Source organism: Phycicoccus sp. Root101, from assembly GCF_001426245.1.
Taxonomy (GTDB): Bacteria; Actinomycetota; Actinomycetes; order Actinomycetales; family Dermatophilaceae; genus Pedococcus.
In genome coordinates this window covers 270,235-284,717 of the sequence record NZ_LMCM01000008.1, presented here as the reverse complement: position 1 = coordinate 284,717, position 14,483 = coordinate 270,235, and the positions used below count along the sequence as shown (strand labels likewise).

Annotated in this window: 15 protein-coding genes and 1 riboswitch; of the genes, 5 read left to right on the top strand and 10 right to left on the bottom strand. The window is 68.0% G+C overall.

Annotation, left to right across the window (positions count from 1 at the left end):
* Positions 1 to 9: 9 nt before the first annotated feature.
* Positions 10 to 744, top strand: coding sequence for a hypothetical protein (locus ASC58_RS14185; RefSeq protein WP_056919742.1), 735 nt, complete (start codon positions 10 to 12; stop codon positions 742 to 744).
* 196 nt (positions 745 to 940) lie between these two features.
* Here the strand turns inward: ASC58_RS14185 and ASC58_RS14180 are convergent, their stop codons facing one another.
* Positions 941 to 1,156, bottom strand: a complete 216-nt coding sequence (locus ASC58_RS14180; protein ID WP_056919741.1) for a hypothetical protein — start codon at positions 1,154 to 1,156, stop codon at positions 941 to 943.
* A 175-nt stretch (positions 1,157 to 1,331) separates the two neighbouring features.
* Positions 1,332 to 1,475, bottom strand: coding sequence for a hypothetical protein (locus tag ASC58_RS21105; protein ID WP_157598515.1), 144 nt, complete (start codon positions 1,473 to 1,475; stop codon positions 1,332 to 1,334).
* A 120-nt stretch (positions 1,476 to 1,595) separates the two neighbouring features.
* Between ASC58_RS21105 and ASC58_RS14175 the strand changes: the two genes are divergently transcribed.
* On the top strand, positions 1,596 to 2,135 hold the full coding sequence (locus ASC58_RS14175) for a hypothetical protein (RefSeq protein WP_200947833.1): 540 nt from the start codon (positions 1,596 to 1,598) through the stop codon (positions 2,133 to 2,135).
* A gap of 138 nt (positions 2,136 to 2,273) precedes the next feature.
* On the opposite strand, the gene ASC58_RS14170 is transcribed toward ASC58_RS14175, so the two are convergent.
* Positions 2,274 to 3,065 (bottom strand): hypothetical protein, encoded by a 792-nt coding sequence (locus tag ASC58_RS14170; protein ID WP_157598514.1) that lies wholly within the window; start codon positions 3,063 to 3,065, stop codon positions 2,274 to 2,276.
* A 550-nt stretch (positions 3,066 to 3,615) separates the two neighbouring features.
* On the opposite strand from ASC58_RS14170, the gene ASC58_RS14165 reads away from it, so the two are divergent.
* A complete protein-coding gene (locus ASC58_RS14165) occupies positions 3,616 to 4,260 on the top strand; it encodes a hypothetical protein (RefSeq protein ID WP_056919738.1) in 645 nt (214 codons plus the stop codon).
* Positions 4,261 to 4,359: 99 nt separating this feature from the next.
* On the top strand, positions 4,360 to 4,557 hold the full coding sequence (locus ASC58_RS14160) for a hypothetical protein (RefSeq protein ID WP_056916493.1): 198 nt from the start codon (positions 4,360 to 4,362) through the stop codon (positions 4,555 to 4,557).
* Positions 4,558 to 4,630: 73 nt separating this feature from the next.
* Here the strand turns inward: ASC58_RS14160 and ASC58_RS14155 are convergent, their stop codons facing one another.
* Complete coding sequence (locus ASC58_RS14155) at positions 4,631 to 4,876, bottom strand: hypothetical protein (RefSeq protein WP_157598512.1); 246 nt, start codon at positions 4,874 to 4,876, stop codon at positions 4,631 to 4,633.
* A 331-nt stretch (positions 4,877 to 5,207) separates the two neighbouring features.
* A riboswitch (guanidine-III (ykkC-III) riboswitch) is annotated at positions 5,208 to 5,268 on the top strand.
* 11 nt (positions 5,269 to 5,279) lie between these two features.
* Between ASC58_RS14155 and ASC58_RS14150 the strand changes: the two genes are divergently transcribed.
* Positions 5,280 to 5,594, top strand: a complete 315-nt coding sequence (locus tag ASC58_RS14150) for a multidrug efflux SMR transporter (RefSeq protein ID WP_056919736.1) — start codon at positions 5,280 to 5,282, stop codon at positions 5,592 to 5,594.
* 61 nt (positions 5,595 to 5,655) lie between these two features.
* Here the strand turns inward: ASC58_RS14150 and ASC58_RS14145 are convergent, their stop codons facing one another.
* The 6 genes from ASC58_RS14145 to ASC58_RS14120 all read right to left on the bottom strand — a co-directional run bounded on the left by ASC58_RS14145 (position 5,656) and on the right by ASC58_RS14120 (position 14,439).
* A complete protein-coding gene (locus ASC58_RS14145; protein WP_056919735.1) occupies positions 5,656 to 8,814 on the bottom strand; it encodes a hypothetical protein in 3,159 nt (1,052 codons plus the stop codon).
* 234 nt (positions 8,815 to 9,048) lie between these two features.
* Positions 9,049 to 10,344: an AGE family epimerase/isomerase gene (locus tag ASC58_RS14140; RefSeq protein ID WP_082553308.1), complete on the bottom strand. Its 1,296-nt coding sequence runs from the start codon at positions 10,342 to 10,344 to the stop codon at positions 9,049 to 9,051.
* Positions 10,341 to 11,633: an ADP-dependent glucokinase/phosphofructokinase gene (locus ASC58_RS14135; protein ID WP_056919734.1), complete on the bottom strand. Its 1,293-nt coding sequence runs from the start codon at positions 11,631 to 11,633 to the stop codon at positions 10,341 to 10,343. The genes ASC58_RS14140 and ASC58_RS14135 overlap by 4 nt, the downstream gene beginning before the upstream one ends.
* Positions 11,634 to 11,706: 73 nt before the next feature.
* Entirely contained in the window at positions 11,707 to 12,570 is an 864-nt protein-coding gene (locus ASC58_RS14130; protein ID WP_056916488.1) for a ketose-bisphosphate aldolase, read from the bottom strand.
* A 52-nt stretch (positions 12,571 to 12,622) separates the two neighbouring features.
* Positions 12,623 to 13,468: a carbohydrate ABC transporter permease gene (locus tag ASC58_RS14125; RefSeq protein ID WP_056917408.1), complete on the bottom strand. Its 846-nt coding sequence runs from the start codon at positions 13,466 to 13,468 to the stop codon at positions 12,623 to 12,625.
* An 11-nt stretch (positions 13,469 to 13,479) separates the two neighbouring features.
* A complete protein-coding gene (locus tag ASC58_RS14120) occupies positions 13,480 to 14,439 on the bottom strand; it encodes a carbohydrate ABC transporter permease (RefSeq protein ID WP_235529239.1) in 960 nt (319 codons plus the stop codon).
* Positions 14,440 to 14,483: the final 44 nt, after the last annotated feature.

Sequence of the window (14,483 nt, the reverse complement as noted above, 5' to 3'; positions counted from 1 at the left end):
AACGGACACATGACCGAGCACGAGGACGACGCCGCCCCTGTGAAGAGCTCGCACCAACTGCCTGCCAAAATCGCCTCGGGTGTCGCCGCAACCACGGCCGGCTTGGTGGTCACTGGGGTGGCCGGGCCACTCGCGGGAGCGTTTACGAGCGCAGCCTTGGCACCGGTCTTTGACCGCATTGTGGCTTTCGACCGACAGGCAGCAGAGAATGCTGTTCGCACCAGCGAGAGAGCTGCGGAGCTGGCCAGCATGCAGCCTGCGGAACTGGCCGCGTGGTCGGAAGGGTCTCCCGAACGTTTGGCGCTATTAGCTGCGGTCATCGAGGCAGCGTGGCGTTTGACCGGTCAGCAAAAGGCCGAGGCGCTTGCTCGGATCCTGGCGCACGGCGTGGAGGACGATGCGCGACTAGACGTGGAACCGCTGTACGTGGCCGCAATCCGCGAAATGGAGCCGGCGCACATCCAGACGTTGGTAACTATGACGACGGTGCTCAACACACGCGACGTGTTCGAGGGCCAAGATGTTGGCGCAAGTGGCGAGTGGGCCACCGACCACCTCATGGAAGAGCTCCCTCGGCTCGCAGAAGGGATGCACTACATCGTGGCCACGCTCGACCGTGTCGGCTGTATCGGCCCAGGCAGCTCACGCCTTGGCGTTGGATCTTGGTGGATCGTCACGCCGTTCGGGCACCAGTGCCTCGCGTACCTAACGGACGGTGCAGGGCCAGGTGAGCCGGCGACTTGAAGCTCGCTCCCTCTGAGCATCCGACCTCTTGGCCGCCGAGAACGAAGTTCTCCTTCAAACGGAAGGCCCGCGACTCATCGGGGCCACACAGGCGGTGGACGTCCTGAACTGTTGCGATCCGCACCGTCGTCTCACCGCCGCGAGAGGCCGCCACGGTGAGGCTTGCCGTATGCCCAGACAGGTGGGAACAGAAGGACTACGAGTCGGCCTTGCGCGCCGGCGAAGCAGAGTCGTGCTCCGTCGTCCCCGCGCCGGGGTCTACCTCCTCTTCCTGCTCCGTGGCCGATCGGTCGCGCTCGTGCGCCTCCCGCACGGTCCTGCGTAGCTTTCGGTCCTCCAGCCAGTCAACAAAGCCGCCGATGAGCTGACCACAGTCCTCGATAGCCTTTGGGATGTTTGCCATGTCAGCCATTGTCGCCCCTCAGCCCCCGGGAGGCGGGTGCACTTCTCCAGTGTCTGGCCCCTTGGCGCGTGCCTTTTGTTGCTGCGGAGCCCCGAAGTGCCTGAGTAAGTCATCCCACCGCGAGGCGACCATGCCGCTGGTTGCAGATGCGATTCGAGCGGGGAGGCTTGGGTCCATGCACGATCTAGTAATCCGGTGCCCGCGGTGCAAGCAGACCTTCACGAGCGGAAACGCCGACCTGCTCGCGGGCGTGCTGATCACGCACGTGGAGCAGGAACATGGTCATGCGCCGCCACGCGAACACGTGCTGGCGCGGATCGAGCGACACGACCCGACCAGCTGACATGGTGCGTCTATCCGCCGCTAGTCCCGCATGCAACGGAGGAGCTGAGGAGGATCTGCGAGCCAAACGGCTCCCGATGTTCGACGGCTCGAGTACCGTCCTTGGGTGGCTACAACCGTGTTCGACCTAACCGCGCATAGCCCTCGCGAACTTTTGGCTCTCTACTCACAGATACTTACGGAGCTGATTCGGAGACGGATCATCTGGTCGCGCAACGCCCCTGCTGGTGACTACGCGGAGCTGCTGGTCGCCGAAGCCTTCGACGGGGGAATCGCCAGGGCCTCGGAGAAGAGCTGGGACGTGCGCGTCCACGACCGGCTGCTGCAAGTGAAGTGCCGAGTAACTGACGCCTCGGCTAAGAAGTCGCAGACCTACTCGCCATTTCGCAGCTTCGAGTTCGACGCATGCGTATTTGTTCTCCTGGACTCTGTCACCTACGAGGTTGTCAGTGCCATCGAGGTGGATCGCCAGGTAGTCGAAGAGTCTTCGTCCCTCTCCGCCTGGGTTGCTGGTCGCCGCGTGACAGTTAAGCAAGTCCTCTCCCTGCAGGAGAAGATCGACGTCACGGAGAGACTGCGCAAAGCTCAAGCGGATATAGACGATCGCGGCCGACGCGCTATCCGCGACGGAGAGTCGACTGCATAGCTGACAGGTCATTCCGCCGCCTGCAGGCGTAGCCACTTGGTGTGCACACCGGCTTTGTGGCCAGGTGCCGCGTTCATGCGTTGCTCGTGCGTTAGTCATCAAGCAGATCTGGCTCGCAGATTGCGGCGCAAGCAAGGATCAGGTGGAGGTGTCGCTCGTGCCCGGTCTCATTGGTCCCCAAGCGTAAGTCTCGTCCTCAACGTCGACATTGGGCCAGACTCGACACACAAGCCATTCTCCGCCGATGCCCTCCATATCCAGGCGATCCGGGTCGGTGGCCAAGAAAGTCGGAAGCACGTCGGTTACCGACCTCGCTACGACGCTGAGGGGCTCGCCCGCCAAGGACAACTGTCCCCGAAAGTCGGCCATGGGGTCGTCAGCGAAGTGGTCGAGCCGCTCGCAGTACTGATCAGTCGTGAGGAGCCCAAACTCGGCCCGAACCAGGTCGCTAGTGTCGTTGTAGATGGGCAGGGCTAAGAAACGATCCTGAAGGAAGCCTGGGCTCAGCCCCGGCCCCCCAGTCGTATCCGGAGCCGTGAACTCGTAGACCTGCGCAACGTCCTGGCCTTCGTCGTAACCTGCAACGACGACGACCACACCATGTCCGGGGATCGAGTGCGCGAGATCGGCTGCAATCAGGGCCTCGAAGCACGCTTTCGCGGCGCCGTCCACGGTCAAGCGCGCCCCAGATTCGGCGAAGCTGCAAACCCATCTGCGGAGTGCGGACTCCAAGACGGCAGCGGCGTCTGCAGAGCCGAAGTTCAACCGTCCGGACGCTAGCGCCACCACGGAGGCGCCTGGCGTAAAGGCGGCTTTCCGGGCATCGTCCTTCAGGATGTAATGGCTTCCGTCAGGCTCAGTCCTTCTGACCCGTCCGTCAGCAACGGCCAGAAGTCCATCTGACGCCTCAATCAACAGCAGAAGGGTCACGGAGTCACGATGTCATGGAGAGGCTGTCGTCGATGCCATGCGCTCTCCGCAGACCCGAGATGGCTTCGCCGCCCAACGACGTCATACCGCCGCCTGTGCAATGAGTCTTGGCTCCGGGGCAGCCTCATCGGAGATGCACTCGGTCCGGCAGGCGAACTGGCGACGACGGGGTCTCGACGTGGTTCAGTGAGCGAGTCACACTCGTCAGGAGCTGGCTGCAGCACCCAAAGAGGTCAGGTGCCCGAGAGGTACCTACTGCGCCGGAACCAACCAGAACTAGCCAGCGGGTAGATTCGCTATTCCGTTGCTGCATAAAGGAATACGATCAGCATCGTCACCTAGGTCGGACTCCTAAAGCGGGTGTCGGCAGTTCGAATCTGCCCGAGGGCACCACCAAGTTTCCGCAGTGCCACCGGTGCCGACGTTTCGCCACCGCATCGGTGCCCGGTCCTCGCCCTTCCGGCGCCACCGGACCACAACAGAGCAAGGCGTCTCTGGCGCGCGCCACTGACAGCCCCTGCCGAGACGTCCCCGGGCCTAGGCTGCCCAGGTGGCCAGGGTCGATGCGGAGGACGACAGCATCCGGCGGTTCGTGGTCCGGCACTACCGGTACGACCCGGATCGACACGAGCGGCGGCACGTCGTCGTCGCCGCGTTCGACAACGAGCGCGAGTTCATGACCTTGCTGGAGTCGATCCGGGACGACATCGAGAAGCGCCGAGCCGCAGGCGAACCGGTCGACCGCAACGAGCACGCCTCCGGCACGGTCCACGAGCCCGGGGATCGGCGACGAGCAGCCACCGGTCACCTCATCCGCAGGGCGATGGAGCACGGAGTGGATCCGAGGCCCTGGATCAACATGGACGACGTGCCGTCGAACATCGCGTTCTTGAGCCTGGGCGAGGAACCCAGGGCTCGCCCGGCGCGGCTGTCGGTCCGCGGCTTCCTCTTCGCCCGGTACCTCGCCATGGTGGCCTGGGTCGTCCTCGTGATGGCTGCGTACCTCGTCTACCGAACGATCTCGCCGAACATCGACAGCGACTTCCTGCGGTGGCTCCTCAACCTCGCGACCCTGGCCGCCTCGATCGCCTTGGGCCTCTTCATCCAGCGGCGCGCCCTGCGGTGGCTCGATGCGGACGGAGAGCTCCGTCGCCAGGTGGCGCACGACGAACGAGAGTCGCGGCGCGAGGCCTGACCGTCCTCGTTCGTGACCTCAGGTGGTCCGGTCTGTCCCTTGTCGCCAGGGTCGCAGTCGCAGGACACTGGAAGCTCGATCACCCCTACTCCGCAAGCGGTGATGACGATGTTCTGGACCGTCGCGTTCTGGATCCTGCTCCCCTTCCTGATCATGCTCGGGGTCCTGATCGTGATCTCGGCCATCGTCCGGCGCCGGCGCTACCAACCGACCGAGGACGACTGGCAGGACTGGTCGGCCAAGGCCGCGCGCCAACGACAGGGTGAGCACTTCGACCCCACCCACGGCGCCCTGTAGGCGGGTGAGCCCCGCCGAGCCCGCCCTGCCGAGCCCGACGCGCCGCCAAGCACGCCCAGTAGGCGAGCAGGCGTCAGACTCCGGTGGCGCCATACAGGTAGATCCGCGGGTCCCTGTTGACGCGCGTGCGGTAGCGAGCCGTGCTGGCATCCCCCATCCCGCGGGGGTCGAACCCGTCGTTCGGCCCGGGATCCTCCACCGGTTCGGGCGACTCGCCGTCCCACGCGGCATACCCGTTGAACCGCCCGAATGACGCCTCGGTGTCGAGCACCCCCGCAGCCAGCCGCCGGGCGAACGTGCGGCCAGGCTGTCCAACCACGCCAGCGGTGCTCGATGGGCACCGACGGCGACCAGGTGGGCGACCTTGTCCGTCTCGGTGGCGTCCACGTGACGACCTGTCGCGAACGCGTCGAGCAACGCCCCCAGCACCCTCGCCCGGTCGGCCACGGACAGGCTCCCCATCACCTCGACGTGGATCCCCTGGAGTGCGTCGACCGACGCCGTCGTGAGGAGGTACCGGTACTGCCGCACGACGACGTCCTCGGCGACGTCCACCGCCGCGACTCGGTGCTGCGAGGCCCTCCCGGGTGCCATGAGGTCAGCCTAGGAACCTGTGGAGCCGGCGGCCAGAGGCCGGCCTGTAGAATCTGGGCAAGCCTCAGCAAGGCTCCGGACGAGCGCGCCGTACCCGGTCGGACACGACGGTGCTCCGGAGGTATGTCATGTCCTGGATCGCACTCGTCGTCTCAGGGGTCCTCGAGACCGTCTGGGCCTCTGCCCTGGCCGAGTCACGCACGCTGACGCGCCCTCTCCCCACCGCGATCTTCGCGGTCGCCCTGGTCGCCTCGATGGCAGGGCTCGGTTTCGCGCTGCGCACCCTGCCGGTCGGCACGGCGTATGCCGTGTGGGTGGGCATCGGCGCGGTGGGCACCGCCGTCTACGGCATCGTCGCGCTCGAAGAGCCGGCGACCGCGGCACGGCTGGTGTGCCTGGGCCTGATCGTCGCCGGCGTGGTCGGGCTCAAGCTCGCCCACTGACCTTGCTCACCGGGGTGACTCCACTGTTCGTGGTCAACGGTCACCCCGGTGACGGAACCCGTCAGGGGAGCCCGGCGATGTGCGGCTGTGGCCTCGGCCGCGCGGTGGACCGCCGCGGTGCTCCGGGGATCCAGTGGCACATGCGCAGCGAGGTGACGGTCGCGGCATACCCGAGGCCGCGGTAGGCCTCGAACTCGAGGTCGCCGAACTTCTGCCGCGCTGTCGGCGCGCGGGGGAAGTCCTTGTTGTTGATCTGGAACGACTGCACGTTCGGCGGGAGCGCGGCGTTCCAGTCGACGCCGGTCGCCCCCGCGGCTGGCGGCTCGACGCGGACGGACTTCACCACCACCACTTCGAGGCCGCGGGGATCGCGGTAGCAGCGCAACCACGGCGGCTCGTCCTCGATCATCTGCCGCTGGAGGTCGATGTCGAGGTCGGCCCGGACGACGGCGATGGCGTCGCCGACGGCGGACCACGACTGCGGCGGGTCGTTGCTCGCGTCGAAGATGAGGATCCGCCGGGCCGCATCACCACCCGAGGTGACGTGCTGGCGCACGCACTCGACCAGTCCTGTGTTGTCCAGGTGCCCACCGTCGCTGAGGTAGATCCACCGGTCGTCTGCCGACAGCCGCCCCGCGGCCTCCACCGCGATCTTCGTCAGACCGGGCTTGCTCGTGAGCCACAGCCAGCCCTTCGGCCGCTCCAGGACCGGGGTGTGGGTGTGGAGCGGGTTGCGCACCCACGTGCCGACGCGGAGGTTGAACAGGGTGAGCAGCAACCGGTACGGCGCCATCTGGATGCCGAAGCGCCCCATCAGTGGCGAGATGGCGGCGCCGCTGATCGCGACCGACGCCATCACGGACGTGCGACCGGCGCCGGCGAAGTCCTCGTACTCCCGCATCGGGACCGTCACCGTGGTGCCCTCCTCCCGGAAGACGCGGATCCCTTGTGGTCCGAACACGACCGGGAACCCGCCGCGCATCGTCGGCGCCTCGTTCGGGGCCTTGGAGTTGAGCGTCGCGACGATGTTGAGCCCGATGCCGTCGAGGTCGGAGTAGCGGTACACCTGCGCGGGTGGCAGCTCGACGGCACGGCCCGTGGTCGCGTCGATCCCCACGCAGAACGCGTCCGCCAGCCGCGCCCGGTAGAAGCCGTGCATCGAGGTCGCGTTGGCGTCGACGAGGTAGGCGAGCAAGCACGCCACAGCGACGAGCAGCGCGCTCCACGCCACGAACGTCGGCGTGAAGGGACCCTTGAGCTCGATCAGGTAGTGGAACATCCACAACAGCTGGAGGTACACGGCGACCAGTCCCACGATCGCGAGCGGAAGCCAGGTCAGCAGGTACCGCTTGACCCGCGCCATCAGATTCGCCTCGGCCGCCGCCTCGGGTGACGGGCCTCGCCGGAGCAGCCCGATGACCGCGAGGAACAGCCCCGAGATGCCACCGATCTGGACCGAGACGCGGGTGGCGCCGGCCAGGTCCCGCGCCGCCTGGTCGTCCCCTTTCAGCAGCACGTCGTTGGCGGGGTCCTTGTCGCCCTTGGTGACCAGCGTCCGGGTCACCTCGGTCTCGTACCCGCACGCCCCGGCATCGACACTGCGTGCCTCGTCGGGGCTGATCCGGGCCTCGAGGCTGACCTTGCTGACGGCCTTGGCGATGTTCTGCGATGCCGCTTCCTCGCAGATGCTGCGGGTCCCGAACCCCAGGCCGCTCAGTGCCGCCGCGCCGAGGGTGGTCGGCTTGTTGCTCGTGGTCAGGGTCGTCACCCCCACCAGGGCGGCCGGCAGCCCCGCGACGACAGCCAGCCAGACCGCGGCCACCCCGAGGACGAGGGGACGCCAGCGCGCCACCTTGTCTCGCGTCGCGATGGTCTCATCGCGTTGCGGCTGGTCGGGATCCGTGTCGTCGAAGACCGCCGTCCCCCTCCAGTCCCACACGGTCAGCCCGACCAAAACGACGAGGCAGGCGATGGGCACGCTGAGCAGGCCCAGCCACTGCCCGGTGCCCCACGAGGGAGCCAGCTGCAGCCCGTCCACCAGCACGACAGGGGTGTTGTCCACCACTCGTGAAACCCGATGGGCTGCAACGAAACCCACCGTCACGGCAAGAGTCGCACTGACCAACGTCGCGAACAGCAGCGTCAGGCCGACGACGATGACGTTGACCGATGCGCCGAGCACGAGGCTGACCAACCCGTCCCGCCATCGGGCCACTGGCTCGAACAGGTAGCGGGTGTGTCGACGCAGCCGCTCGATCTCCGACGAGTTCGGCCGGTAGCTCTGCGTCCACGGGATCGGGGGAACCGGCGAGCCGTCCCCGGCGAAGCGGCGCCGCAGGGCCAGCGCAGCGCCCATGTAGCTGCCACCGCTGACGGCGAAGATCGCCGGCTCGTCCTCGACCCGGTCGAGGCCGAGCTCCTTGGCGTGGTCCTGCAGCGCGTGCATCCCCCCGAGGGCGAACGCCGTCGCGCGGATGCCACCGCCGGAGGCACCGATCGCGAGCGGCCCGGCGTCTCGGGTGTCGACCACGGCGGTGGTCCCGGTGGGTGGGGCTCCGGCCGGTGGCGCACCTCCCCCGGTCCCGGGCAGCTCCCGGCGCCGGTCCGCGAGCCCACGGACGGTGAGCAGGTATGCCGCGGCGGCTGTGACCTCAGCGACCGCACCGATGACGACGGTGTGCCACCACGACAACCGGGCCCAGTCGATCCCCACCGCGGCGCCCACCAGGACGAGGAGGACCAGGCGCAGGACCTTGATCCGGGGCGGCGCCGGGGTCGCGCGGACCCAGCCGCGCAGGGTTCGCACCGACGAGCTGAACGACGGATGCTTCGCGGCTGGCTTCTCCACGACCCTGCGGGCCCCGACCCGTGTGCTCCCGGCGGTGTAGCGGTGCTCGACGACCAGCAGGACCAGGACGAACTGGGTCGCCACCTGCAGCAGGAGGAGGGCGAGCATGGCCCGGGGCCACGGGCTGTCGCCGTCCTCCACCGGCACGCGTGACTCGCCCTCGGCGAGGCGCACCTCCCCGAGCGGGAGGACTCCGGTCGCGCGGAGCAGGCTGAGCAGCAGCAGGACCAGGGTGAACGCCGCGACGACGGCCCAGACCTTGCGCGCTGTGCGGATCTCCACCTCGATGGCGCGGTCCTCGAGGGCCTTGCCGGGTCGACCGACGTGCAGCCAGTCGCGTTCGACCATCTGGGTCGGGTCCAGCGCGGGCATGCTCGAGGAGCTGCCCGAGGGTGACGGCGCCGGACCGGCCCTGCCCTGGCCACGGTCCCTTGGTCGAGGCGGACGGCGTGCCTCTCCCTCGCCCGAACCCTGCTCCTCGGCCATGGCATCCCCGCTTCGACGGTCCGACATGCGCCTGCCAGTGTCCCGCAGGCGGGGCAGCGGGCGTCTCCGTCAATAGAGTGAGGTTTGCGGCCGGTTGCGTGGATCGGCGCGCGACGTGCGTCAGCCCAGCCGGGCGGCGGCCACCGTCATGAACGGCCAGGCGGGGAGCAGCGGCGCCATGTAGGCGCCGGTCGCGTGGTAGACGTCCGGACGTCCCGGCCACACCACGAAACCCTCCTTCATGTCCTCGTCGAGCTCGTTGATCCAGCTGCCCGTGGTGTCGACGAAGTACGCCGCTGCGTGGTCCCACAGCCGGCGGTACCACTGCTCCCACTCGTCGTCACCGGTCAGCCCGCCGAGCAGCGCGGTCGCCTGGATGCCCTCGCAGATCGGCCAGTGCAGTCGGACGTCGGAGACCGGCTCGGACTCCCAGTCGACGGTGTAGACCAGGCCCTCACGGCCGTCGACTCCCCACGCGGACAACGCCTTTCGCGCCAACGCCTCGGCTGCCTCCAGCACCCAGGGACCGGTCTGCACGCGAGGTGAGGCGTGCAGGCCGCACAGCAGGCGAGCCCACTCGAGCAGGTGGCCGTACGTCGCGCCATACGGGCGGAAGGGGTCGTTGGGGTTGTCGATGTTGTAGTCGGGCAGCTCCTGCCACTGCGCGTCGTAGTGCTCGGGCAGCAGCCAGTCGCGACCACGCGCGTGCTGGTTCACGATGCGCTCGCAGATGCGCAGCGCCCTTGCGTGCCAGACGTCCTCGTCGAGCGCGTCACCGATCGCGAGGAACGCCTCGACCGCGTGCATGTTGGCGTTCGCCCCGCGGTACTCCTCGGGGTCGTCCCACGTCGCCGACCACGACTCGCACAGCGCACCCTCGTCCTCACGCCAGAACTTCTCCTCGACGACTCGGGTCACCTCGCGCGCCAGGGCCTGCGGGTCACCGACGGACGCGGCCCCCTGGGCCTGCGCGGCCAGCGCCGACGCCGCCGCCAGGACGACGTGGACGTGCTCGTATGCCGTCTTGCGCCCGGTCCGCTCCAGCGTCCCGAACCAGCCGCCGTGCGCCTCGTCACGGAAGGCGCCCTCCAGGGACGCCAGCCCGTGGGCCAGCAGACGCTCGGAGCCGGGGATGCCGAGCACCGAGGCCAGGCCGGCCACGTGGGTCATGCGGGCGGTGAGCAGCAGGGACGGCTCGCGCCCCGGCATCGGGGATCCATCACCCCCGAGGTAGGCGAACCCACCGCCGGGCAGGACGCTCGGGCCGACGAACTCGATCATCCGCGCGAACCGCTCCTGCACCCAGAGCCGGTGCGCCGGGCGTTCGGCCCAGCGGGTGGTACCGGTGCCGCTTCCGACCTCAGCTGCAGAAGCGGCACCGGGGATGGTGGGGGTGGACGAGGTCGTGTCGCTCATGGCGCCTTTCCTGCAGCCGCGGGGTGGGACTGCTCGTCGACCAGTCTGGCGCAGGCTGCGAGGAACCCGCCGACGAAGGTGTCGCCGAGCCCCACGGTCGTCGGGTCCGGCACCTCGAGGGTGGGGACGGCCACGACCGTGACCTGCTCCCCCGCGATCTCCCGGATCCGCCGGGCGAAGGCCACCGCCGCCGGGTCGGGGCTCGCACCGGCGACGCTGGTGATGTGGTCGTGGGTGACGAGCTCGCCGTGTGCGTACCGCGCGGTGGCCAGAGCGGTGCCGGTGGCCAGGGCGTCCCGGTACCGGCCGGCCGTCGGGCCGAAGGCCAGCGCCCAGTGCCGGGAGTGGACCACCACCGTGGGGACTCCGAGTCGGGCGGCGAGCGTCGAGACGGCAGCGAGCACCGCATCGGCGTCCAGCAGGTCGAGCGCGCCGGAGGCCGCGACCGCGTCGACCAGCTCCTCGTCGCTGAGGCTGTACACGTCGACGACCCGCGCCATCCGGCTGCGGACGACCTCCGCGAACTCGGGCTGGTGGAACCCGGCGTCCTCGTACATGACGACACCCTCGGTGCCGGATGCACGGCGTTGCACGACGGCGGCCTCCACGACGTCCAGGCGTGCGCGCAGGGCCGGGAGGTTGCGCATGGCGTTGAAGCCAGAGACCAGGAAGACAGCAGCCCCGGCGACCGCGGACGGGAGTGCAGGACTCAGCGCGATCTCCTCGTTCGCCGGGTCGTTGACGTAGATCAGCCGGTTGGCCCGGGTCGCGACGAGTTCCAGCTGGTCGGTGACCACCCGGGCACCGGCGGGGTACTGCACGACGAGGTGCGGGTAGGACGGCAGGTCCACGTCGGGGACCAGCGCCTGCGTACCGGGCGGGAGGAGGCTGAGCACCTGGTCGCTCTCGAACGCGAGGTGCACCGTCGCCTGCTGGCCGAGCCGCAGCATCGCCGCCGCCGCCCGCACGCACGTCCCACCGATCGAGGCCACTCGGTCGAAGCGGGCGCAGAACTCCTCGATCACCTCCGGCTCGTCGACCCGGCGCTCCCCACCCGCGCTGCGGGCGAAGTAGCCCAGGATCGAGACCACGAGGTCTCGTTCGGAGCAGATCGGGCGCTGGCCGACGAGCTCGTCGGGGACCACGCCATGCGACCTGGCGAGGTCGCTGAGGACGCTTGCATCCCAACGGATCTCGCAGTCGAGAGCCGCCCCGAAGCCCAGCACGACGCCGGACGCGGGGATGAGCGTCCGGCTCGTGCTGGAGGCCACCGTGGTGGGGTGGGTCATCGTCGGGGTCCTCCGTGGGCGACTCGGTCGAGGTGGGGAGACGTGCGGGTCGTGCGGCTGCGGCCGGGCCGGCTCAGTAGAGGGAGGCTTTGCCGTCGGCGTTGAACAGCTCGATCTTGTGGGCCGCCGCCGCCTTCATCGCCTTGATGCAGTCCGGCTGGATGGAGTTGGGCTCGCGCAGCTTCGGGTCGTTGGCCAGCATCTCGCGCATCTTCCCGTGGTAGGCCACCTTGATGTCGCTGGAGATGTTGATCTTCGCGATGCCGCGGGACACCGACTTGGCGATCTCCTCGTCGGGGTTGCCCGAACCGCCGTGCAGCACCAGGGGGATCGAGACCTTGGCCTCGATCTGCTCGAGCAGGTCGATCTTGATCTCGGGCTTCATCCAGTCGGGGTAGAGCCCGTGGCAGGTGCCGATCGCGACGGCCAGGCTGTCGACACCGGTCTCCTGCACGAATCGGACCGCGTCCTCAGGGTCCGTGTAGACGATGTACTCGGTGCCTGCCTCGGCTTCGTCATCGGCCTTGCCGATGGTGCCGAGCTCGGCCTCGACGCTGAGGCCCACCGCGTGGGCGGCCTCGACGACGCGCTTGGTGATCGCGACGTTCTCGTCGAAGGACACCAGCGACTTGTCGATCATCATCGAGGTGAAGCCCAGCTGGATGGCCTTGAGCGACTCCTCGTAGCTGGCGCCGTGGTCCCAGTGGATGGCCACCGGGACGGGGCTGCGCAGGGCCAGGTCGATCGCCGAGCGGAGGAAGCTGTCACCGACGTGCTTCTGCTCGTCGGGGTGGATCGCGATGATGAGCGGTGAGTTGGTCTCCTCGCTGATCTCGAAGATCCCCTTCATCATCGCGTAGTCGCTGATGTTGAAGGCCGGCACGGCGAACTGGTTCTCGCGGGCGACCTGCAGGAGGTTGACTCCGTTGACGAGCATGGGTGTGTCTCTCTCTGTGTGGGGAGGGGTTCTGGGCGTCGACGGTCGACGGTCAGCTCTTGACTGCACCAGCGGTCATGCCACCGATGAAGAACTTCTGGAAGAACACGAACAGCACCATCACGGGGATGCTCCCGAGCACACTCATGGCCATCATCTCGGTCCACTGGTACGAGTGCTGGCCCATGAGCAGCTGGATGCCGATGGGCACCGTGCGCATGTTGTCCGTGCGGGTCAGGGTGAGCGCGAAGAGGTACTCGTTCCACGCGATCATGAACGTGTAGACGGCCACCGAGACGATGCCCGGCAACGAGATCGGCACGAGGATCCGCCAGAGGGCGCCGAACGACGTGGTGCCGTCAACCCGTGCGGCCTCGTCCAGCTCGCGCGGCAGGGTGTTGAAGTAGCCGGTCATCATGACGATGGCGTACGGCAGCGTGAACACCATGTAGGTGAGCACCAGGCCCTGGTAGCTGTTGTAGAGGCGCAGCGCCACGATCAGCCCGAAGTAGGGGATGAGCAGCGTGATCGGCGGGACGGCCTGGATGCCGACGATGATCACGTTGACCAGGCCCTTGCCGCGGAACTGGTAGCGGCTGAACGCGTACGCGGCCAGGATCGCGCAGACCAGCGTCAGCACCGTGACCGCGATGGCCACGACGTAGCTGTTGACGAAGAACCGCACTTTGGTCGGGTCGGTGAGGACGGTCGTGTATGCCGCGAACGAGAAGTTCTCGGTGATGAGCTTCGGCGGCCACGCGAAGATCTCGGAGTTCGACTTGAACGAGCTCGAGAGCATCCACAGGACCGGGAGGCCGGCGAACAACGCCCCGAGGATCAGGCCCGTCCAGGTGCCGGCCTTGAGGGCCGCCTTCTTGCGGGGGTTGGTGGTCGTCATGACGGTCATGGTCAGTCCCTCACTCGCTGGTGCCGCACGTAGAAGACGGCGAGGACCAGGGCGACGGCGAGCAGCATCACGGCGCTGGCCGAGGCCTGGGCGAACTGGTACTCGCTGAACGCGAGCTTGTAGGTGTACGTGCTGAGCATCTCCGTGCGGTCCAGGGGACCACCGCCGGTCGTCATCCAGATCAACGGGAACTGCTGGGAGGTCCAGATCATGTCCAGCAGCGCCATGCTCAGGATGATCGGGCGCAGCGACGGCAGGGTGACGTGGAAGAACCGGCGCCACCACGACGCCCCGTCGACGGCCGCCGCCTCGTAGAGGTCGGCGGAGATGCCCTGCAGCCCGGCGAGCAGGCTGACCATGAAGAACGGGTAGCCGGCCCAGATGTTGATGAAGGTGACGGCCGGGAGGGCGAGGTTGAGGTCGGCGAGCCAGGCGATCGGGGTGTCGATGACGCCGCCCTGGATGAGCGCGTAGTTGACGACGCCGTTCGGGTCGAGCAGCAGGCGCCAGAGGATGGCGATGATGGCCACCGTCAGGAGCCACGGCATCACGAGGATTGTGCGGAAGATCGTCTTGGTCCAGCGGCCCAGCAGGGGCGAGTTGAGCAGCATCGCGAACCCGAGGCCGAGGACCAGGTGGGCCAGGACGCTGCTGCCGGTGAAGACCGCCGTGTTCTTGATGGCCGTGTGGTAGACCGGGTCGCTGAGGATCGTGATGTAGTTCTTCAGCCCGACGACCACTGAGGTCGGCGTCATGATCACGTTGTCCAGCAACGAATACCGGATCACGACGGCGATCGGCAGGATCATCAGGACGAGCATGAGGACGATGACCGGCGCGAGGTAGCCGTAGGGCTCCAGCTTGCGGATCACCTGCGAGCGCGGGCGCGGTGTCTTGCGTCCCTTGGCCTTCGCCGATCCCGGTAGCTGCTCCGGGGCGGTTGAGATCGAGGTGTCGATCACGGGGTACCTCCTGCGGGGCGGGTGGGCCGTGCGGCTGTCGTCGC

Coding starts and splice junctions, on each gene's coding strand:
- ASC58_RS14185 (WP_056919742.1), top strand. CDS start 10: ATGACCGAGCACGAGGACGACGCCGCCCCTGTGAAGAGCTCGCACCAA.
- ASC58_RS14180 (WP_056919741.1), bottom strand. CDS start 1,156: ATGGCTGACATGGCAAACATCCCAAAGGCTATCGAGGACTGTGGTCAG.
- ASC58_RS14145 (WP_056919735.1), bottom strand. CDS start 8,814: ATGCCCGCGCTGGACCCGACCCAGATGGTCGAACGCGACTGGCTGCAC.
- ASC58_RS14130 (WP_056916488.1), bottom strand. CDS start 12,570: ATGCTCGTCAACGGAGTCAACCTCCTGCAGGTCGCCCGCGAGAACCAG.
- ASC58_RS14150 (WP_056919736.1), top strand. CDS start 5,280: ATGTCCTGGATCGCACTCGTCGTCTCAGGGGTCCTCGAGACCGTCTGG.
- ASC58_RS14135 (WP_056919734.1), bottom strand. CDS start 11,633: ATGACCCACCCCACCACGGTGGCCTCCAGCACGAGCCGGACGCTCATC.
- ASC58_RS14125 (WP_056917408.1), bottom strand. CDS start 13,468: ATGACGACCACCAACCCCCGCAAGAAGGCGGCCCTCAAGGCCGGCACC.
- ASC58_RS14140 (WP_082553308.1), bottom strand. CDS start 10,344: ATGAGCGACACGACCTCGTCCACCCCCACCATCCCCGGTGCCGCTTCT.